Raw genomic sequence first — 20,019 nt, forward strand, 5'->3', positions numbered from 1 at the left:
CGCGGCGCCGCGATCGCTGACGGACACCGGAATCGGTGTGTTGCCACCGGCGTACCCCCCGGCCACTCGGCCGCAGGTCAGACCGGATTCCGCCGATGACGGCGGGAATCGGACGCTCGGCTCATCCGCCGAGCGAGTTGCGCACCGACGCCTTCACCAGGCTCGCGTGCAGCGTCAGCGACAGTGCGGCAAGTTCGCGGACCGTCTCCTCGGCCCGCGCCCGGGCACCGGCGTCGCGGCTCTTGGCGATCGGTGCCGCGATCTGCGCCACCAACGCCGCCTCCCGGTCCGCGGCGAGTTTGAACGCCCGGAGATGCCGCGCCTCCAAACCGAATTCGGCCATCGCCTTGGCGGTCGCCGCCAGGGTCACCGCATCGGCGTCGAAGAACCCGGCCGGGCCCGGGGTGATCAGGTTCGCCCGGATCAGATCGTTGAGGAATGTCTCATCGACCCCGGCTCGGTCCAGCAGGTCCGCCCGGGTCACCCGGATCTGGTGATCGAATTCGAAATCGTCCGGCGTGACGCGGCCCGGTGGCACACCCAGCCGGCGCGGCGGGCGCGGCAGCACCTCGGTGCCGTCGTCCGGCTCCGAATGACCCGTCTCCGGCCGGGCGGTCCGCGCCCGGGCACGGGCTTCCCGCACCCCGAGCGTCGCGGCACCGCTGTCGATCGCCTCGAGTTGTTCCTTGATCACCTTCAACGGCAGGTACTGGTCACGCTGCGCCGTCAGGACGAAACGCAACCGTTCACAGTCCGCGACCGAGAACCGGCGGTAACCGGACGGCGTCCGCTCCGGCCGGATCAGGCCCTCCGCTTCCAGGAAGCGGATCTTGGAAATGGTGATATCCGGAAAATCCGGTCGCAGCAGATCGAGCACGGAGCCGATCGACATCCCTCCGTGCGCCCACTGCTGCGCCGCGCCTGTCATGATCTCGAGTCTTTCATGCCGAGGCGCCGATCACCCGGACCGGCGCACCGATCGTCAGCTGTTCACAGACTTCCCGCACCGGCCGCCGAACCGGCCTCCTGGGTCCGCGGACCCGTGAGGAAAACCAGCCGGAACTTACCGATCTGTACCTCGTCACCGTTCTGCAGCTCCGACGAATCCACCGGCTCGCGATTGACGTAGGTGCCGTTCAGGCTGCCCACATCGACGACCTGGAAGGAATCCTCGTCCTGCCGGAACTCGGCATGCCGACGACTGACGGTGACATCGTCGAGAAAGATATCGCTGTCGGGATGCCGACCGGCCGAGGTGGTGGGCTGGTCCAGCAGAAAACGCGAACCCGCGTTCGGGCCGCGTTTGACGACGAGCAGCGCCGCCCCGACCGGAAGACCCTCGACACCCTGCACCGGCTGTTCACCGGTCGGCTCGCCGGAGCGCGATGCGTCGACCTCGTTCAGGAAATCCGCGCGGAAGACCGACGTCGTCTCGGCCGCGGTCTCCCCGTAACCCGGGTCTTTGTTCTCGCTCACCGTTTCTCTCCTCCTCGAACCTCATAAACCATGCAGGCAGATGCCGCGATAAGACGTGGCTGGGCGGCCCCGACTCCGGGCGGCACATCCGTTGGCATTGACCGTACCCTGCCGGGCCGTACCCGTGCAGGTAGAACCGGGAAGGCTGGATCAGCCCCCGATAACTCCTTGATAACCCGCGGCATCGAGCAGTTCACCGAGGCTCGAGTCCAATGCGGTCGCATCGGCCACCTCGAGTTCGAACAACCACCCCTCACCGTAGGGATCGATATTCAGCGTTTCCGGATTCGCCTCCAGTTCCTGGTTCACTGCAACGACTTTCGCGCTCAGTGGAGCGTAGATATCGGAAACGCTCTTGGTCGATTCGACCTCGCCGATACCGTCCCCGGCGGCAACGTCGGCGCCGGATTCGGGCAACTGCACGAACACGACGTCACCGAGTTGCGACTGGGCGTAATCGGTGATCCCCACCAGGACACGGGTGGGCTCGATCCGACGTACCCATTCATGTTCCGCGGTGTAACGCAGATCCTCCGGAACCCGGCTCACGTGATGTCCTCTCCTCGTGTCGTCGTGCACGATGCCCGCAACTCTATGCGAGCCCACCGCCCTCTGCCGCGCCGGTATCCCCGCCGTGTGTGGCACGGCCTCCGGCGGGCGCCGGCGGAATCCGGCGCGCCACGGCGACGGCGCGGCCCAGGTAGAGCAGACCGGTCCACACATAGACAGCCGTACCCCAGATCAGTAGTGCCCCACCGAACGCGGCGCCGAAACCATCGCCGGCCCAGTCCATCTCCCCGGCCAGCAGCCACGGCAGCGCCGACATGAGCGCGAACGTGGCCGCCTTGCCCAGATAGATGACCTCGGGCGGGTCGAGGTCACGCCGACGGTAGACCGTCAGGGTCAGGGTCAGCACCGCGTCGCGTCCGATCAGCAGGGCGGCCACCCACCAGGGGATCAGCCCGCGGACGACGAAGGCGACCAGCGTCGTCACCAGATAGAGCCGGTCGACGAAGGGGTCCAGCAGGGCGCCGAGCCGCGAGGACTGGTCCAGCAGCCGGGCCAGTTTGCCGTCGAGGAAATCGGTGAGCCCACTCAGGATGAGCAGGACGAACGCCCAGCCGTCGGCATGCTCCACCAGGAGCAGCCACAGGAAGAGCGGGACACCGATCAACCGCAGCACGCTGAGGACGTTGGGGACGGTGAGCAGCCGGTCGGACAGGACCGCGGCGAGCGCACCACCGGGATCTCGGCCCGCGGTCTCTGATCCGCCGGTTCCCGAATCGCTCATCACATGGGTGTGCTTACCGTATGGCGCCCACCCGCGCCAGCACACCCCGCCGCGTCATTCGATGAAAGAATGAGTATGAAACCATCTCACCATCGAGTCGGGTGAGAGGAAGATCATGTCAGAGTTCGACTACGACGTCGTGGTCATCGGGTCGGGGTTCGGCGGGAGCGTGAGCGCCCTGCGCCTCACCGAGAAAGGCTACCGGGTCGGAGTCCTCGAGGCCGGGCGGCGCTGGGACGCCGAGACGCTGCCGCGCAGCAACTGGAACCTCCGCAAATCCATCTGGGCACCGAAACTCGGGTTCACCGGGCCCCAGCGGATCAGCCTGCTCGGCAAATGCGCGGTGTTCTCCGGCGTCGGCGTGGGCGGCGGCTCGCTCATCTACGGCAACACACTCTACGAACCGCTCACCGACTTCTTCACCGATCGGCAGTGGGCGCACATCACCGACTGGCAGGCCGAACTCGCGCCCTACTACGACCAGGCGCGCCGCATGCTCGGCGTGACGACCAACCCGCGGACGACCCCGGCCGACGAGGTGATCCGCGAGGTCGCCACGGATATGGGTGTGGGCGAGACCTTCCACTCCACCGACGTCGGGGTGTTCTTCAACGAGGACGACCCGGGCACCGAGGTCGACGATCCCTATTTCGGCGGTGCCGGTCCGCGCCGCAGCGGCTGTGTGCACTGCGCCCGCTGCCTGACCGGCTGCCCACACAACGCGAAGAACACGACCACCACCAACTACCTCTTCCTGGCCGAGCAGGCCGGTGCCACCGTGCACCCGCTCACCGCCGCCACCGCGGTGCGGCCGCTGCCCGGCGGCGGCTACGCCGTCGATACCGCCCGGCCCGACCGGTGGATCCGCAAGCGCAAACGAACCTTCACCGCGGAGCAGGTGGTGTTCGCGGGTGCGGCGCTGGGCACCCAGCAGTTGCTGCACCGGATGCGGGAGCGGGGCGTCCTGCCGGGGCTCTCCCCACGCCTGGGTGAACTCACCCGTAGCAATTCCGAGGCGATCCTGGCGGTGGTGAGCCGGTCGCGCCGAGATTTCGCGGCCGGTGTCGCCATCACCTCCTCGATACATCCCGAGGCGAACACCCATATCGAGGTGTGCCACTACGGCAAAGGGCAGAACGCGCTGTTCCCGCTCTCGGCCCCGGTGATCGACGGCGGGGCGTTCCGGTTCCTGCGTTTCCTGCTCGCCGCGGTGGCCCACCCGGTGGTGTTCTTGCGCAGTTTCAACGCCCGGCACGCCTCGGAGCGATCGGTGATCCTGCTGGTCATGCAGTCGCTGGACAATTCGCTCACCTCGTTCCTGCGGCGCGGCGGATTGACGACGAAACAGGGCACGGGTGAGCCGAACCCGACCTGGATCCCGCTGGCGCACGAGGTCGGCCGACGGTTCGCGGCCAAGATCGACGGGGACACCCACGGGCTCTACACCGACGTCCTCGATATTCCGGCGACCGCGCACTACATCGGTGGCTGTGTGATCGGAGACCGGCCCGAAACGGGCGTGGTGGACCCCTATCAGCGGGTCTACGGGCATCCCGGCCTGCATATCGCCGACGGGTCCGCGGTCACCGCCAATCTCGGGGTGAACCCATCGCTGACCATCACCGCGCAGGCCGAACGCGCCATGGCGTTCTGGCCGAACAAGAACCAAGAGGACACCCGGCCGGGTTTGGGCACCCCGTATCAGCGGATTACTCCCGTGGCGCCGACGCGGCCGGCGGTTCCCGCCGCGGCGCCCGGGGCGCTGCGCCTGCCCCTCACCCCGCTGCGGGCGAGCTGAGCCGAACCGGCCCCGGGCCCGCGCGCACCCGGGGCCGGGACGTACCGCCGGATCGGTACCGTTACCGCGTGTCCACCGGTCGTATCCCGCTGCGCTCCTACACTCCCGCCGAGGACGTACTCGCCCGCGGCCGGGCCGTCCGCGACCGGGTACCGCCCACGGTCCGGAACCGCGCCGTCGGCACCGGCGGACGACCGTCGGTGGTGGAGTTCGTCGAGGCGAGCAATGCCGGTCGGATCGAGGAGCTGATCCCGCTGCGCATCGGCCGGATGATCGCCTCGCCGTTCGCGTTCTACCGGGGCTCCGCCGGGCTGATGGCCACCGATCTGGCGGGCAGCCCCGATACCGGCTTCACCGCCCAGCTCTGCGGGGACGCCCACGCCGGCAACTTCGGCCTCTACGGCACCTCCCGCGGCGAGATCGTCATGGACATCAACGATTTCGACGACACCGTGCCGGGCCCGTGGGAATGGGACCTGGAGCGGCTCGCGGCCAGCCTGGTCCTGGCGGGACGGGTCGGCGGCGCGGGCGAGGAGGAATGCCGGACCGCCGCCGCGGACGCCGCACGCAGCTACCGGCGCGTCGCGGCCGTCCTCGCCGAACGGCCCTTCCTGACCACCTGGTCCGCGCTCGCCGACGAATCCGTCCTCGACCGCGTCGAGGCCGAGGATCTGCTGGACAACTTCAAGAAGGCCGCCAAGAAGGCCCGCAAGAACAACAGCGACAAGGTCGTGCGGAAGTGGACCCATATCGACGACCACGAAACCGGTATCGACAGGCACCGTTTCGTCGCCGACCCCCCGCTCCTCACGACCGTCGGCCAAGAGGTCGAGGACGCGGCCATCGATGCCCTCGAACGCTACGGTACGTCGCTGCGGGAATCACGGCAGGAGCTGCTGGGCCGGTTCGCGGTGGCCGATATCGCGTTCCGCATCGTCGGTACGGGTAGCGTCGGTCTGCACAGCTACGTCGCACTGCTGCACGGCAATTCGGGCGAGGTACTGGTCCTGCAACTCAAACAGGCGGCACCCTCGGCGCTGGCGCCCGTACTCGGCAGCGCCGCGCCGAAACACGAGGGTAAGCGAATCGTGCAGGGCGCCAGGCTGGTTCAGACCGAGACCGATATTCTGCTCGGCTGGACCACCATGTCCGTACCCACCGCCGACGGCACCCGCGAGCTGCCGTTCATCGTCCGTCAGTTCCGCAATCTCAAGGGCGGGATCGCCCCGGAGGAACTCGAACCGCACGACCTCGACGACTACGGCCGGCTGGCCGGAGCGCTGCTCGCCCGTGCCCACGCCCGCTCGCTGGATCCACGTCTGATCAGCGGTTATCTGGGCGAAGACGAGGAATTCGACACCGCGATCGCCGAGTTCGCGGTGCGTTACGCCGACCGCGCCGAGGCCGATCACGGCGAACTCGTCGCGGCGGTTCGCGCCGGTAAACTTCCCGCGCAGGAGCCGGACCGGTAGTTTCGAAGAGGTGCGCCGCACAGCCGGCGCCGCCACAGCCTCGGCTCGGACACCATTGCCTCGGCTCGGACGCGAAGGGCGGTCACCATGCTCGTGCAGGTACAGAACAGCACCGACAGCATTGCCGAACGTGCCCTGGTCGATTGGCTCAGCGGCTGGGACGGCGCGGGGAGCCCGCAGGGAGTCGCGACGGTGAACTGCGGCCTCGTCCATCAGGGCGAGGCCTACCATTTCGACGCCGTGGTGTGGACGCCCACCAGCTGTGTGGTCATCGATGTCGCGGGACTGCGTTCGCCACACGGCGGCACCCTGCAGGTCCCGCTGACCGGCGACTGGACCCTCAACGGGGTGCGCGCCGAACTCGAGACCAGCGACAACCGTTCACCGCTGGACCGATCCCGCGAACACACCTTCGCCCTGCAGACGTGGCTGGCCGCCCGCGGGCTGGGACAGCGCGCGGTACACGGTGTCGCGCTGGTCGTGCCCCTGCAGAACGCGCCCGTGCAGATCGAGCAGAAGGTGCAGGACCCGAGTTTCGACGTGATCCTCGGTGACGACGGGAACGGGCTGCGGGAGTACTTCGGCGTGCTCGCCCAACGCGAATCGCACCGCTGGACCGCCAACGATGTGGCGGTGTCGTTCCGCGGGATGGGGATGCTGCCGTACCTCCCGGCGCCGCAGCGCCTGCTCGAAGAGGGATTCCTCGGCCCCATCGATGTCACCCTGTGGCACGGCGGCCCGGCCCAGGCCGAGGCCGAACAGTACGCCGAGGATCTCGCCGAGTACGAACGCGCCGCCGGGACGCGACGGTTCCGCTCCCCCTGGTACAGCCCGTGGCGGCTGTACCCGCGTGAGGTCGGTGATATCGACTTCGGCCGCGCCGCCATGCGCGCGGGCTTCGCACTCGGGATGTTCATCGCGATCGCCTGGATGCTGTGGTTCCTGATCACCGCCTTCCTCACCTACGGCCCCGGGTGAGTTTCGCGGGCCGGACGGCGGCGCCCTGGGTGTAGTCCCCGGGACATTGGAACGCGGGCTGCGAAGACGAGTAGCCGATCGCGACCGTGTTCATGGGTAGGACCGGGTTGGACACGGCCACGGCACGATCACTCGCGGCTCGACTCCTGCCGGACCACTCCGGCGACCGAACCGATAGGTGCCGTCGGACCGTTCGCATTGTCTGTCGGCGGCTCCGTGCGAATCGCGGATGGGCTTCGACCGGCTGCGCCCACTAGGGTCGGACCGTGAGCACAGCATCCGGGGCGCCGGATCCGTTCGGCGCGAACCGGCCCACCGGCCGTATCCAGCCCATGGGCGAAGACCGTCCGGGAACACCGGACGCCGCCGATGCGCACCCGAACCACACCGGCACCGCCGAAGCGGCAGGAACCGCCGAACCCCGGCGGGTCCGCGGGCCCGGCAGCACCACGAACCCGCTCACCACCGCGGCGACCGCGGCCGCCGGCGCGACCGTCGCGGTGGCCCTCCCGTGGTCGTTCCCGCCGGGCGGCGGAGAGACCACCTTCGATCTCGCGGTGAACGAGCAGGTCGATCCACGATTGGATCCGCGGCCCTGGATCGCCGAGGTACTCACCCTCGCGACCAATACCGGGGTGGTCCTGGCCATCCTGTGCGGTGGTGCCGCCTGGTTCGCCTGGCAGCGCAAATGGTGGGAGACCACGACCATGGTGCTGGTGCCGGAGACCGCTGTCGCGGTCAACGCCTGGGCGTTGAAACCATTGTGGTCACGCCCCCTGCACGACTATCTCGCCTACCCGAGTGGCCATACCGTGCACCTGGTGGCAGTGGTCACCACACTGGTCCTGCTGCTGCGCTCGATGCGCGCCCGTGCGGTGATCGTCGCGCTCACGGCCGTCGCCTGGTTCGGGGCGGGCATCGGGATGGTCGCGCTGGACTATCATCTCGCCACCGATGTCCTCGGCGGCGCCGCGGCCGGTATCGCGCTGGCCATCGGCCTCTACTGGGTGGCGGTCCACCTCGCCCGCCTCGCGGGGACCCGTTCCGGTTAGACCGGCCCGGGCCCCGCGTGCCGACTAGTGCCGCTCGTACACGCTCGCGTCGTCCAGCATCGCGGCGCCGAGCATGGACTCCGGCACACCCAGCGCCTCGACGAGTGTGAGCGCGTCCGGACGAAGCCGGTCGACGAGTTCGTTCACCCCGCGCCGGATCGCCTTGGCCCGTTCCACCGAGATGAACCGGTGCATGATGTACCAGGCCGAGTTCTCCTCGAGGATCGAGTACACGTACAGATCGCAGACGGTTTCGGCCAGCCGGCGGGGCTCCTCCTCCTCGATATCGGCGATGCCCTCGATGAAGGCCTCGAGGATCAGCCGGTCGATATGGGCGGCGCCCGCGGCGAGAATATGGTCCTGGGCGTTGTTGAACGCCTCGAACGGCTCGGTCTCCTCGGCGCGGGCCCGCAACCGGTGCGCGGCCGTGCGGGTCAGATAGTCCTCGCGGTCGGCGAACAACGCCAGTTGCGTATCGCGGCGCCCCAGATCGCCCTCGTCGACCGTCTCGCCGCCGCGATCGCGCAGGGTCTGGATGAGCTGGCGCACCCCGGACCGTTTCCGCACCACATCACCGGCCATGGTCGCGGCGAACCGAACCCAGCCCAGCGCGTCCAGGTCGCGGATCTCGTCGGCGTAGGAGGTCAGGATCTCCTTGGCGACCAGCTGGGTGAGCACCACATTGTCGCCCTCGAAGGTGGTGAACACATCGGTATCCGCCTTCAGGGTCACCAGCCGGTTCTCCGTCAGGTAGCCGGCGCCGCCGCACGCCTCGCGGCATTCCTGGATGGCGCGGGTGGCGTGGCGGGTCTGCGCCACCTTCAGGCCGGCGGCCCGCTTCTCCAGCGCCCGCTGCGCCCCGGGTGCCAGATCCTGACCGGTCTGCACCAGGTGCATCCGGCGGACGAGATCGTTCTGCGCGAACGCCAGCGCATAGGAATGCGCGAGCAGCGGCAGCAACCGGCGCTGATGCATCCGGTAGTCCAGCAGCAAGGTCTCGTTGCCGTTGTCCGGATCGCCGAACTGGCGGCGCTTCAGCGCGTACCGCAGCGCGATACTCAGCGCGACCCGGGCGCCGGCCGCCGCGGCACCACCGACGCTGACCCGCCCGCGGACCAGGGTGCCGAGGGTGGTGAAGAAGCGCCGGCTGGGGTTGTCGATCTCGGAGCGGTAGGTACCGTCCGGTTCCACATCGGCATAACGGTTGAGCAGATACTCCCGCGGAATCCGCACCTGGTCGAAGACGATGCGGCCGTTGTCCACACCGGGCAACCCACCCTTGCGCCCGCAGTCGGAGGTGGTGACACCGGGTAGATCGTTGCCCTGCTCGTCCCGGATCGGGACCAGCAGACAGTGCACCCCGTGCTCGCCCGCCGGGGTCCGCAGCTGCGCGAAAACGGCGGCCATCCGCGCGTGTTCGGCGGCGCCGCCGATGTAGTCCTTCCGCGCCGAGGGGGTCGGCGTGTGGATCACGAATTCCTCGGTGGCCGGGTCGTAGGTCGCGGTGGTCTCCAGATTCGCGACATCGCTCCCGTGGCCGGATTCGGTCATCGCGAAACAGCCGAGCAGATCCAGCGAGATCAGCCGCCGGATGTGCTCGCGGTGCCGTTCGGTGCCCAGGTTCTCCACCGCGCCCCCGAACAGCCCCCACTGCACACCGGACTTCACCCACAGCGACAGATCGGCGTAGGCGAGCATCTCGAGGCCGACGACGGCCGCGCCGGGTTCCCCGGTGCCGCCGTTCTCCCGCCGGAAACCCCGTTCGGCGTAATCGAGTTTCGCCAGCGACCGCATCTGCTCCAGCACCCGGGCCCGCGCCTCGGGCAGATCCAGGTCGGGATCGCCGGTGTACTCCGGCCCCGCGAGCTGAGTGCGGGCCTGTTCCCGGACCTCGCCCCACGGCCCGTCCAGTGCCGCACGTAAACGTTGCGCTGTCGAAGTGCTGCCGGTGCTCATACTTCCGACCCTAGCGGGCCCGGCCGGCGCGGCCCGTCACACACCGCGCAGGGACGGAACGAAGGCGGAGATACGCACACGCGGCGGTGTAACGCAGAACACGTACTGTGTAACGCCCCCGCAACCGGGTATGGCGCCTGTGAAGACGGCCCAGGTCAGCGGGGTGATCGGGACGTTTTCTCCACTCGGCATGTCAAATAAACCGGTCCGTAACAAACGTCACATTTTCCAGACCCCGTTTGTGGTGGAAAAGAGGCCCCTCCGGCCACTACCTTCGCGGCTATGGCTGCGCAAGGAATTCTGGAAGGAGCGACTTCCCAACCACCGATCTCCCCGGACCCGTCCGGTTACGCCGACTCCCGGCGAAATCCCCTGCGCCTGCCCGTCCTCACCGGCGCCATCGGCAAGCTGGTCGCCGATCGTCCCGCCACCGCCGACACGATCGTGTCCGCCCCCGCACCGCTGCAGCCCATCGATCTCTCCGATGACGCCGCGGTCGCCGAGGTACTCGATCTCGCGGTGCGCATGGGTGAGGTCGTGCTGGCTTCGGGTTCGGCTGTCACCGATACCGAAACCACGGTGCGGTTCATTGCCGCCACATACGGGCTGTCGGCCTGCGATGTCGAGGTCACCTACAACGCCATCCGCATCTACGCGCACCGCGGCGCGCGGCTGCCGTCGGCGAGTTCGATGCGCGTCGTGCAGTACCGCTCGCTGGACTTCACCCGGCTCGCCGCGGTGGACCGGCTCACCCGCCGCATCCGCCGCGATGTCGTGCCGCCCGACCAAGCGCGTCAGGCCCTGGATGCCATCACCTCCGCGCCTCATCCGTACAAGCGGTGGACGGCCACCTTCGGCTGGTCGCTCATGGCGGCCGCGATTTCGCTGCTGCTCGGCGGCGGGTTCCTGGTGGCGGCGCTCAGCTTCGTCACCACGGCATTGATCGACCGGACCAACCGGGCGCTCAACCGGCGCGGCCTGCCGTTCTTCTTCCAGCATCTGGTGGGCGGCGCGATCGCGGCCGTCCCCGCGGTCGTCCTGGCCGCCTTCGCCGGGCCCCTGGGTATCTCGGTGAGTCCGACGCTGATCATCGCGGCCGGAATCACGGTACTGCTCAGTGGTTTGAGCCTGGTGGGTTCGGTGCAGGACGCGATCACCGGTGCGCCGATCACGGCGGCCGCGCGCATGCTCGAACTGCTGATGATGACCGGCGGCATCATTGCCGGTATCGCGCTGACCCTGCGCATCGGCGAGATGTTCGACGCCACGGTTCCGTTGGACATGAGCCCCGGGCACGGATTGTCGAACCTGCCGGTCCAGGTCGTCGCCGGTGCCGTCGCGGCGCTGGCATTCGCGCTGGCCTGCTACGCGGAGCGGCGAGCGCTGGCCGCGGCCGCGGGCAGCGGGGCCATGGGCACCATCTGCTACCTGATGGTGATCACCGCCGGATTCGGTCCGGTCGTCGCCGCGGGTGCGGCCGCCATCGCGATCGGCCTCGTCGGTGGCCTGTTCGCCCGGCGCGCGCTGACCCCGCCGCTGGTCGTGGCGCTCGCGGGGATCACCCCGCTCCTGCCCGGCCTGAGCATCTACCGGGGGCTGTACGGCCTGCTCAACGACGAACTGGCGCGCGGCGCCAACCAGCTGCTGGCCGCCTTCGGTATCGGCTGCGCCCTGGCCGGCGGTGTGACGCTCGGTGAATGGTTCGACCGGACGGTGCGCCGCCCGCCGATCCTGCGCAAGTTCGGCAACCTGCGCCGCCCGGTGGTCAAGCGCAGGAAGCGGCCCACCGTGAACCTGGGCAAACGGCGCCCGACAGTGAACCTGGGCAAGCGGCGGGCGACCCCGCCGGGCCGCCACCCCCTCCGCGTCCCCGTGCAGCATTCGACCCACCCGGAAACCTCGGTGGCGCTGCCTCCCGGTTTCCCCGCGGCGGGCCAGCTGCCGCAGGTGCCGAAACTCGCGGCACCGCAGCGGCCCACACCCGCTGGGGCGCCGGCGCCCCGGACCCCCGCTCCGCAGGTGCCCGAACCGACCGGGCGCGGGACGGCGCCGGTACCGGAGTTCGATCGAGGGGCGTGGACGCGCGACCTGGACCCGGCGCCGGCGGGCCCGCCGTCGGCACTGCCCACCGAGATGCTGGAGATGCCGGCACTGCCGGCGGATCTGGTGGGCCTGCCCGCCGGACCACTGGGTGCCACCGAGGACATCCTGCCCACCGAAGCAATGCCGATCCTCGTGCCCGCCGAACCGGCCGGTCTCGCGGAACCGGTGGGAGTGGGCGTGGGCGAACCGGTGGGTGTCGGCGCGGCGGACGCGCGGCTCGCGCCGACCGAACCGCTCCCCGCCGCACTGCGCCCCGACGGCCGCTGACGGAGAAACCCTGACAGGGAGCCGGAGCCGGTATCGTCGGGGTGTCGACCGCCCGGTCGCGCGGTGTGCCCGGCACACCGCGCGACCGGCGCAATCGGTCCGGGCGAGGTGCCCGCACCGCATTCGCAGGAAGGTTCACTCGATGCCGGACGCCCCCGAAACCGCCGAACCGGCCGTATCCTCGTTCTCCACCCGGATCCGGGAGGCCACCGCCCGCGAACACGAGGAGGCGGAGAACTCGGCCTTCATCACCGAGATGCTGGAGGGGTCACTGGGGATCGAGTCGTATCGCCGCTACACCGGTCAGCTCTGGTTCATCTACCGGGCCCTGGAGTCGCATGCCGACGCGCTCGCCACCGACCCGGTGGCCGGCCCGTTCATCAAACCGGAACTGGCCCGCACCGCCGAACTGGAACGGGACCTGGCCCATCTCGCCGGCCCCGGCTGGCGCGAAGATCTCACCCCGCTGCCCGCCACGGCCGCCTACGCCGCGCGGATCGAGGAATGCGCCCGGACATGGCCGGGCGGCTATATCGCCCACCACTACACCCGTTACCTCGGTGATCTCTCCGGCGGTCAGGTGATCCGCGGCAATGCGGAAAAACTGTGGGACCTACCCCACCGGGGCGACGGAGTGCGGTTCTACGTTTTCGAGCAGATCGGTAATCCCGCGGCGTTCAAACGCGACTACCGGGCGCTGCTCGACCGGATCGGCGTGGACGAGCTCGAGCAGCGCCGCATCCTCGACGAGGGCAAACGCGCCTTCGTACTCAACCGCGCGGTGTTCACCGAACTGGCCGCCGAATTCCCGGCCCGGCGCCCTTCCTGATCGGCGACCGGCCGACCTGGTCGTCTGATACATTCCGGCCCGTAGCCACCGTGAGCGAAGGGTGAACCGTGTCCGAAACCTCTGCCGCCGACCCGGTACCGGCCGACGAGTACCCCGTGATCGTCGTCGGGGCCGGGCTGGCCGGTCTCGTCGCCACCTATGAGCTGACCAAGGCCGGACACCGGGTGCTCGTACTCGACCAGGAGAACCGCAACAACCTGGGGGGCCAGGCGTTCTGGTCGCTCGGCGGCCTGTTCTTCGTGGACAGCCCGGAGCAGCGGCGCCTCGGTATCAAGGACTCCTACGAGCTGGCGCTGCAGGACTGGCTGGGTTCGGCCGGGTTCGACCGCGACGACGAGGACCATTGGGCCCGGCAGTGGGCCGAGGCCTACGTCCGGTTCGCCGCCACCGAGAAGCGCGACTATCTCTACGACCTCGGCCTGCGGGTGACCCCGCTGGTCGGCTGGGCCGAACGCGGCGGCGCCCTCGCCGACGGGCACGGGAACTCGGTACCGCGGTTCCATATCTCCTGGGGCACCGGACCGGGCGTGCTCGAGGTATTCCTGAATCCCGTGCTGGACGCCGAGCGCAAGGGCCTGGTGCGTTTCGCGTTCCGCCACCGGGTCGACGAACTGCTCGTCCACGACGGCGCGGTCACCGGAGTACGCGGCAGCGTACTCGAACCCACCGAACTCGCCCGCGGTGTCGCGTCCTCGCGCACGGTGGTCGGCGATTTCGAACTCCACGCCCGGGCCGTGCTGGTCACCTCCGGCGGTATCGGCCACAATCACGACCTCATCCGGCAGAACTGGCCGGCGGACCGGCTCGGCCCCGTACCGCGCACCATGATCTCGGGGGTGCCCGCCCATGTGGACGGGCGAATGCTCGGTATCTCCGAATCGGCCGGCGCCGCCCTGGTGAACCGGGACCGGATGTGGCACTACACCGAAGGCATCAACAACTGGGACCCGATCTGGCCCGATCACGCCATCCGGATCATTCCCGGTCCGTCGTCGCTGTGGTTCGACGCGAACGGTCGACGGCTGCCGGCGCCGTGCTTCCCCGGTTTCGATACCAATTCGACCATGAAGGCGATCCTGGCGACCGGCTACGACTATTCGTGGTTCGTGCTGACCCAGTCGATCATCGAAAAAGAATTCGCGCTGTCCGGGTCCGAGCAGAACCCGGACATCACCAGCAAGGACCGGCTCACCACGGTCCGCAGCCGCTTCACCAAGGGCGCCCCGCCACCGGTGGAGGCGTTCAAGGAACACGGAGTGGATTTCGTGGTGGCCGATACGCTGCGCGAACTCGTCGACGGGATGAACGGCCTCGCCCGCGGCCCGCAACTGGACCACGCCGCAATGGAACGCCAGATCGTGGCCCGTGATCGCGAGATCACCAACAAGTTCAGCAAGGACGCCCAGGTGACGGCGATCCACAACGCGCGCACCTTCTTCGGGGACCGCACCGCCCGGGTCGCCAAACCGCATCGGATTCTCGATCCGGCCGCCGGCCCGCTCATCGCGGTCCGGCTCAATATCCTGACCCGCAAAACCCTCGGCGGACTGCAGACCGATCTCCATTCCCGGGTGATGCGACCGGACGGCACCCCGCTGCCCGGCCTCTACGCCGCCGGAGAGGTCGCCGGCTTCGGCGGCGGCGGCGTGCACGGATACAACGCCCTGGAAGGTACGTTCCTGGGCGGCTGCATATTCTCCGGCCGGACCGCCGGCCGTGCGCTCGCCACCACGCTGAGCCGTGCCTGAACAGCCGGCCCGGCCTGCCACGGCCGGGCCGGTCTAGTCCTGTGAGAGCAGCCGTCCAGCCTCGGCGGCCAGCGCCGACAGCTGCCGGGCCTGCCGTCCGGTATCGATGGCCGGGCGACCGGAACCGATCCGGGTGGCCAGCGACAATGCCGCCACCGTGACCCCGCGGCGGCGTACCGGTACGGCCACACAGCCGATACCGGCGACCGCTTCCTCGTTGTCGACGGCGATACCCTGCCTGCTGCGGATCCGCGCCAGCTCCCGGTGCAGTTCCAGCCGATCACCGATGGTGCGCGGGGTCAGCCGGGGAAGCTGTTCGCGCAGTGAGGTTTCCACCACGCCGGGGTCCAGGCTCGCCAGCAGCGCCTTGCCCAGCGCGGTGCTGTGCGCCGGCAATCTACCGCCGACCCGGGTGGGGACGGCCGCGCTCTGCCGGCCGCCGGTCTTGTCCAGATAGACGACATCGCGGCCGTCGAGCACTCCCAGATGCCCGACCGACAGGGTGCGCTGGCACAGCTCGTGCAGCAGCGGGCCGATCACCGCCCGTAATTCGTTGTGGCCCGCGGCCAGCCCACCCAGTTCCAGGGTGCGCAGGCCCAGCCGGTAACCGCCCGGATAGTGCGCCAGCCAGCGCAACCGGATCATCTGGTCCAGGATGCGATGGACCGTGGAACGCGGCAACCCGGTGCGTTCCACCAGATCCTGGAGCGTGAGCACGGGCGTCGCCGGCTCGAAAGCGTCCAGGATCAATGTCATCCGCTCGATCATCGACACGGGGGGCGCGGGCCGGGCCGGGGTTTGCGCACCCCGCCACGACCCGCCCGGCTCCGGGTCGGCCAGCACCTCGACCGTCATGACTTACCTCCATCGTGCAGCCCGGCCAGCATATGCGCAGCGAACCGCACCGTACCGACGATGCCCCTTTCGGTACCTGTGCAAACCATCACAGGCCGCTCAGCTCGGCAGGAAGGGGGCGTTGAAAACACTGCACAGCCACCGTCCGTCCACCAGCTCCATCACCGTGGACACCGACAGCTCCCGCGCCGTCTCCGCCTCGCCCGCAACCTGGTTGAGAGTGGTGATCTGTACCTGGACGTCGGCGCGGGTGTCGCCGTCGGTCATGGTCGCCGTACAGCTGGCGTCCCCCGCCCGGGAACGCTCCGGGTCGGCGGAGATCAGTACCCGGGCCATCGGCAGTACGGTCGCGGCCTGGCTCTTCCACTGGCCGGTGGCGCCGGCCTGTACCTTCTGCTCCCAGCCCGCCGGGTCGTCGTAGTCGTAGCTCGCGACGAGCGCGGTGTACGCGCAGGCCGCCTGTTCGGCGGCGGTTTTCGCATCGGCGGGAGGTGGCGCGCCCGGATGATCCCCACCGCGCACGAGGCCGGTGAACCAGGCCGTCGCACCGAACACCGCGACCACGACGACGGCCGCGAGCCCCGCGAGCAGGCGGCGCCGCGAAGTCCGCGGCCCGGCCGGCCCGCCCGCGGCGGGCGGCGGAACCGGCACGGTGAGTACGGCCGGCACGGTTACCGCCGGTTCGGTGAGTGCGCGACGCGCGGCCAGCGCCAATTCTCCGCAGCCGGAGAACCGTTCGTCCCTGTTCTTGGCCATGGCGCGGGCGATGACACCGTCGAAGCCGGACGGCAGCCGCGGATCCACCGCCGAGGGCCGCGGCACCGGAGCATTGAGGTGGGCGTTGACCAGTGCCCCGGTGGTCGCGGCCGGATACGGCAGGCGCCCGGTCAGCAGGTAGTAGAGGGTGCAGCCGAGCGAGTACACATCGGCGCGGCGGTCGATATCGGGGCGCATCTCGAACTGTTCGGGCGCCGCGTAGTGGAAGCTCGCGTACAACTCGCCGGTGCGCGTGAGTCCGTCGGTACGGTCCAGCGCTTTGGCGATGCCGAAATCGGAGAGGTACACCTGCTGCTGTTCACCCCAGGCCAGCAGGATGTTCGCGGGTTTCACATCCCGGTGCAGTACACCCGCCGCGTGGGCGTGATCGAGGGCGCGCGCGGTTTCCTCGGTGATCCGCACCGCGTGATCGGGCCGTACCGGCCCGCGCCGCAGTACCGCCGCCACATCGGTGCCCTCGATGTACTGGATCGCCATCCACAGCCGGCCCTGTTCCTCGCCGCGGGCGTACACGGCGACGATATTGGGATGGGACAGGCGCGCCGCGGTATCGGCCTCCCGCAGGAAGCGGGCCCGGACGTCGCGGTCGTCGCCGGCCATGGGGGTCAGTAACTTCAGCGCCACGGGCCGCGGCAGGTCACGGTCGCGGGCGAGATAGACCTCGCCCATTCCCCCGGCGCCCAGCAGGCGATCGATCCGGTAACCGGCGAAGATCTGGCCCGGTTCGAGGCCGCTTTTCACGCGGTGCGCAGACCAGGCCAGCCGTAGGCCTGCGGTCCGGGCGCGGGACCCGCCCGGCCGGCCGTGGCCGGCGCCGGCGCCGAGGGCGCGGCGGCCGTGGGCCGGGGGATGTTGTTCTCGCGCCGGAACTCGTCGATATCCATCCAGCGCACCTGCTGGACGAGTTCCTCGAGTTGGTCGCCGGGCAGGAACCCGGCCTTCGAGTACACCAGCGTGCCCTCGCGGAAGGCCATGAGCCACGGGTACCGGTCCACCTGCCCGGCGGCCGCGAGCGCGGGCTCGGCCTCGGCTTCCACGGTGGCGTGCACGATATCGCGGTGTAACTCCGAGGACTCCTCGAAAACCGGCGCGAACCGGGTGCACCAACCACACCAGGTCGCCCAGAAGTCCACCAGCACGATGTGATTGGTGGACACCACCGTCTGGAAACTCTGCTGCGTCAGGGGCGTCGTCGGCATGGTCGTCCTCCCGCGGCCCGACCCCGGACCGCCCCGTGTGCGTACTGGCCCCGTCCGGAATCCGCATACGAACGGGCTCGGGCAGCCGGGAGGAAAGGCACACTCCCCGACCGCCGATATCCGGCAGCCTACGCGGCCGGGGCGGTGCCGCGCGGCCCGGTCGCGCACCTCGTACGGCGGCCCCGGCCGCCACCTGGCCGCACCTGTGACGATAACGTGTTCTCATGAGCGAAAACGAGGCCGGGAACGTCCTGCCCGATGCCGAGCATCACGAGGGCGGATTCCGGCCGATGTCGGAGTTGATGGAGGCGGTCCGCACTGTCGACACCAGCCGCGGCGGCCCGCACTACGGCGACTTCGTCGAACAGGTGCGCACGCTCATGGACCGTGCCCGGCTGGCGGTGCCGCCGGACGATCTGGTGCAGGAAGCGGCCGGCATCCTGGAGAAGCTGAACGACCGGCTGGGCGCCTATGTCGGCGAGGAATGGGACGCGCCGGGGTGGACCCGGTTCGATCTACCCTCTCGGGGCAACGTGACGCTGCCGCCGTACCAGGTGGATCGGGTGAACCGCGACGGTGTCCAGGCCCGGATCACCTACCGCACCTTCCACCTCGGCGGTAACGCCGCCGCCCACGGCGGGTACATCTCGCTGGGCTTCGACGATCTGATGGGGCTGGCCGGATCGGCGCACTCCGGGTCGGTGACCCGGACGGCATCGCTCACGGTGGACTATCGGTCGATCACACCGTTGAACAAGGAACTGGCGCTGCATGCCTGGGCCGAACGCCGAGAGGGCCGCAAGGTCTGGATCAAGGCCACCCTGCACGACGGCGACCGGCTCTGCGCCGAGGCCCACGGCCTGTTCATCGTATTGAAGCCCGGCCAGCCCTGATTTCGTCCGGTCACCACCGCAGCAATCCGGTGATGGCCGGCCGGCTACCGCGCCGAGCACGGTGAACCGGGCGGGCGGCGCCTACGATTTCCCGTTCCGCCGCCCGCCGGATACCGCTCAGACCCGGTTTCCACCCGGATAGTGCACGTCGAGGTAGGGCGCGAACGCGGCGTCCACCTCCGTCGGCGTCAGCCCGAAATCGTCCAGCGAGTACTTGTGGACGGGACGCGCCGCCCCCGAGGTGGATTCACCGTGCAGAGCAGTCATCTGCTCCCGGGCCGCGTCGGTGAACTCGATCCCGAACTGCGTGTAGATCTTCTCGACGGTGCCGATCGGATCGGTCACGAAATCCTCGTAGTACACATCGCAGAACTGCGCCGCCGGATGCTTCTTCCGGTCTTCGAGGAAGGTTTTCGCACCCCGCGACCACAGTTCCAGTTGCGCGGCGCCCACCACGGGTCCGCGGAACTTCTCCGACCAGCCCGCTGTCGCCTGTTCGTTCAGGCTGCACACCGAGGCGACAATGGTGCGCGGCACCCGGTGCATCTGGATCACCAGCGCGTCCGGATAGACGGCGAGCAGCGCGTCGAGGGCGAACAGATGGCTCGGATTCTTCAGCACCCACCGCCGGTCGGGGTCGTTGACGCCGATCAGTTGCAGATTCCGGCGATGCCGGGCGTAGGCCGGTGTCCAGTCCTGTTCGCGCAGCCATTCCGAGTAGCGGGGCAGATAGCCCAGACACTCGTAGGAGACCGACATCGCCGACTGCCGCAGCAACTGCCAGCACTCCTCCACCTGGTCGGCGGAGATATGGTGCACACCCATGAATTCGGGGTGCTCCACATGATGCTTCTCGTAACCGGCCTGCAGACGCGCGAATACCGGGTTCTGTTCCCAGGTCTCTCGCGGCGGGCGGGGCTGCGGCATCTCGGTCAGCCACATCTCCAGGCCCTGGTGGCCGGGGTCGGCGGTGAGTAGGCGGTGCACCGCCGTGGTACCCGAGCGCGGTAACCCGGTCACGAAGATCGGTCGTTCGATCGCGATCTCGGCGTGCTGCGGGTACTGCTTCCAGCCGGCTTCGCTCAGGGCCCGGGCTATCAGGGCGCCGCGCAGCATCGCGCGATTGACCTTGTTGCCGAACGGGGTGAGTTCGGCGTCGCGCTCATAGGATTCCAGCAGCACCGACAGGCCGGTGCGGTAGTCGGCGTCGCCGAAATCGTCGAGTCCGACCACCTTGGTGGCGGAGGCGTGCAGATCGTCGATGGTCCCGACATCTTCTCGGCCGACACTGTCCCTGCTCAATT

General features: G+C 69.2%; 17 protein-coding genes. 8 read left to right on the top strand and 9 right to left on the bottom strand.

Annotated elements, in window-relative coordinates:
* Positions 1–121: 121 nt before the first annotated feature.
* The 4 genes from ftsR to IG75_RS0108155 form a co-directional block, all read right to left on the bottom strand.
* Positions 122–928, bottom strand: a complete 807-nt coding sequence (ftsR, locus tag IG75_RS0108140; RefSeq protein ID WP_030520552.1) for a transcriptional regulator FtsR — start codon at positions 926–928, stop codon at positions 122–124.
* Between the two features lie 62 nt (positions 929–990).
* On the bottom strand, positions 991–1,476 hold the full coding sequence (gene odhI, locus IG75_RS0108145; RefSeq protein WP_030520553.1) for an oxoglutarate dehydrogenase inhibitor Odhl: 486 nt from the start codon (positions 1,474–1,476) through the stop codon (positions 991–993).
* A 150-nt stretch (positions 1,477–1,626) separates the two neighbouring features.
* Positions 1,627–2,025: a glycine cleavage system protein GcvH gene (gene gcvH / locus IG75_RS0108150; protein ID WP_030520554.1), complete on the bottom strand. Its 399-nt coding sequence runs from the start codon at positions 2,023–2,025 to the stop codon at positions 1,627–1,629.
* A 43-nt stretch (positions 2,026–2,068) separates the two neighbouring features.
* Positions 2,069–2,770 (bottom strand): CDP-alcohol phosphatidyltransferase family protein, encoded by a 702-nt coding sequence (locus IG75_RS0108155; RefSeq protein ID WP_245713049.1) that lies wholly within the window; start codon positions 2,768–2,770, stop codon positions 2,069–2,071.
* A 112-nt stretch (positions 2,771–2,882) separates the two neighbouring features.
* Between IG75_RS0108155 and IG75_RS0108160 the strand changes: the two genes are divergently transcribed.
* The 4 genes from IG75_RS0108160 (at position 2,883) to IG75_RS37240 (ending at position 8,067) form a co-directional block, all read left to right on the top strand.
* Positions 2,883–4,565 carry a GMC oxidoreductase gene (locus IG75_RS0108160; RefSeq protein ID WP_030520556.1) on the top strand — a complete coding sequence of 561 codons (1,683 nt, stop codon included), beginning with the start codon at positions 2,883–2,885 and terminating at the stop codon, positions 4,563–4,565.
* Between the two features lie 68 nt (positions 4,566–4,633).
* On the top strand, positions 4,634–6,037 hold the full coding sequence (locus tag IG75_RS0108165) for a DUF2252 domain-containing protein (RefSeq protein ID WP_030520557.1): 1,404 nt from the start codon (positions 4,634–4,636) through the stop codon (positions 6,035–6,037).
* Positions 6,038–6,124: 87 nt separating this feature from the next.
* Positions 6,125–7,015: a hypothetical protein gene (locus IG75_RS0108170; RefSeq protein ID WP_030520558.1), complete on the top strand. Its 891-nt coding sequence runs from the start codon at positions 6,125–6,127 to the stop codon at positions 7,013–7,015.
* A gap of 266 nt (positions 7,016–7,281) precedes the next feature.
* Positions 7,282–8,067 (top strand): phosphatase PAP2 family protein, encoded by a 786-nt coding sequence (locus tag IG75_RS37240; RefSeq protein ID WP_245713048.1) that lies wholly within the window; start codon positions 7,282–7,284, stop codon positions 8,065–8,067.
* Positions 8,068–8,091: 24 nt separating this feature from the next.
* On the opposite strand, the gene IG75_RS0108180 is transcribed toward IG75_RS37240, so the two are convergent.
* Positions 8,092–10,023, bottom strand: a complete 1,932-nt coding sequence (locus IG75_RS0108180) for an acyl-CoA dehydrogenase family protein (RefSeq protein WP_030520560.1) — start codon at positions 10,021–10,023, stop codon at positions 8,092–8,094.
* Positions 10,024–10,305: 282 nt separating this feature from the next.
* On the opposite strand from IG75_RS0108180, the gene IG75_RS0108185 reads away from it, so the two are divergent.
* The 3 genes from IG75_RS0108185 to IG75_RS0108195 all read left to right on the top strand — a co-directional run bounded on the left by IG75_RS0108185 (position 10,306) and on the right by IG75_RS0108195 (position 14,991).
* Positions 10,306–12,393: a threonine/serine exporter family protein gene (locus IG75_RS0108185; protein ID WP_081876683.1), complete on the top strand. Its 2,088-nt coding sequence runs from the start codon at positions 10,306–10,308 to the stop codon at positions 12,391–12,393.
* Between the two features lie 142 nt (positions 12,394–12,535).
* Positions 12,536–13,222, top strand: coding sequence for a biliverdin-producing heme oxygenase (locus tag IG75_RS0108190; protein ID WP_030520562.1), 687 nt, complete (start codon positions 12,536–12,538; stop codon positions 13,220–13,222).
* A 68-nt stretch (positions 13,223–13,290) separates the two neighbouring features.
* Positions 13,291–14,991, top strand: coding sequence for an FAD-binding dehydrogenase (locus tag IG75_RS0108195; RefSeq protein WP_245713047.1), 1,701 nt, complete (start codon positions 13,291–13,293; stop codon positions 14,989–14,991).
* A gap of 33 nt (positions 14,992–15,024) precedes the next feature.
* Here the strand turns inward: IG75_RS0108195 and IG75_RS0108200 are convergent, their stop codons facing one another.
* The 3 genes from IG75_RS0108200 to IG75_RS0108210 all read right to left on the bottom strand — a co-directional run bounded on the left by IG75_RS0108200 (position 15,025) and on the right by IG75_RS0108210 (position 17,822).
* Positions 15,025–15,846: an IclR family transcriptional regulator gene (locus IG75_RS0108200; RefSeq protein WP_030520564.1), complete on the bottom strand. Its 822-nt coding sequence runs from the start codon at positions 15,844–15,846 to the stop codon at positions 15,025–15,027.
* A gap of 99 nt (positions 15,847–15,945) precedes the next feature.
* A complete protein-coding gene (locus tag IG75_RS39815) occupies positions 15,946–17,364 on the bottom strand; it encodes a serine/threonine-protein kinase (RefSeq protein WP_051714329.1) in 1,419 nt (472 codons plus the stop codon).
* Positions 17,361–17,822, bottom strand: coding sequence for a thioredoxin family protein (locus tag IG75_RS0108210; RefSeq protein ID WP_030520566.1), 462 nt, complete (start codon positions 17,820–17,822; stop codon positions 17,361–17,363). The genes IG75_RS39815 and IG75_RS0108210 overlap by 4 nt, the downstream gene beginning before the upstream one ends.
* Positions 17,823–18,046: 224 nt before the next feature.
* Here IG75_RS0108210 and IG75_RS0108215 point away from each other — a divergent pair, with 224 nt between their 5' ends.
* A complete protein-coding gene (locus IG75_RS0108215; RefSeq protein WP_030520567.1) occupies positions 18,047–18,715 on the top strand; it encodes a PaaI family thioesterase in 669 nt (222 codons plus the stop codon).
* Between the two features lie 117 nt (positions 18,716–18,832).
* Here the strand turns inward: IG75_RS0108215 and IG75_RS0108220 are convergent, their stop codons facing one another.
* Positions 18,833–20,017 (bottom strand): sulfotransferase family protein, encoded by a 1,185-nt coding sequence (locus IG75_RS0108220; RefSeq protein WP_030520568.1) that lies wholly within the window; start codon positions 20,015–20,017, stop codon positions 18,833–18,835.
* Positions 20,018–20,019 lie beyond the last annotated feature (2 nt).

Origin of the sequence: Nocardia rhamnosiphila NBRC 108938, from assembly GCF_000720425.1 — a bacterium.
Classification (GTDB): Bacteria; Actinomycetota; Actinomycetes; order Mycobacteriales; family Mycobacteriaceae; genus Nocardia; species Nocardia rhamnosiphila.

Excerpts from the sequence above, each read along its gene's own strand:
- IG75_RS0108185 (WP_081876683.1), top strand. The coding sequence starts at position 10,306 with ATGGCTGCGCAAGGAATTCTGGAAGGAGCGACTTCCCAACCACCGATC.
- IG75_RS0108200 (WP_030520564.1), bottom strand. The coding sequence starts at position 15,846 with ATGACGGTCGAGGTGCTGGCCGACCCGGAGCCGGGCGGGTCGTGGCGG.
- ftsR (WP_030520552.1), bottom strand. The coding sequence starts at position 928 with ATGACAGGCGCGGCGCAGCAGTGGGCGCACGGAGGGATGTCGATCGGC.
- IG75_RS0108170 (WP_030520558.1), top strand. The coding sequence starts at position 6,125 with ATGCTCGTGCAGGTACAGAACAGCACCGACAGCATTGCCGAACGTGCC.
- IG75_RS0108210 (WP_030520566.1), bottom strand. The coding sequence starts at position 17,822 with ATGCCGACGACGCCCCTGACGCAGCAGAGTTTCCAGACGGTGGTGTCC.
- IG75_RS0108215 (WP_030520567.1), top strand. The coding sequence starts at position 18,047 with ATGAGCGAAAACGAGGCCGGGAACGTCCTGCCCGATGCCGAGCATCAC.
- IG75_RS0108180 (WP_030520560.1), bottom strand. The coding sequence starts at position 10,023 with ATGAGCACCGGCAGCACTTCGACAGCGCAACGTTTACGTGCGGCACTG.
- IG75_RS0108160 (WP_030520556.1), top strand. The coding sequence starts at position 2,883 with ATGTCAGAGTTCGACTACGACGTCGTGGTCATCGGGTCGGGGTTCGGC.
- IG75_RS0108190 (WP_030520562.1), top strand. The coding sequence starts at position 12,536 with ATGCCGGACGCCCCCGAAACCGCCGAACCGGCCGTATCCTCGTTCTCC.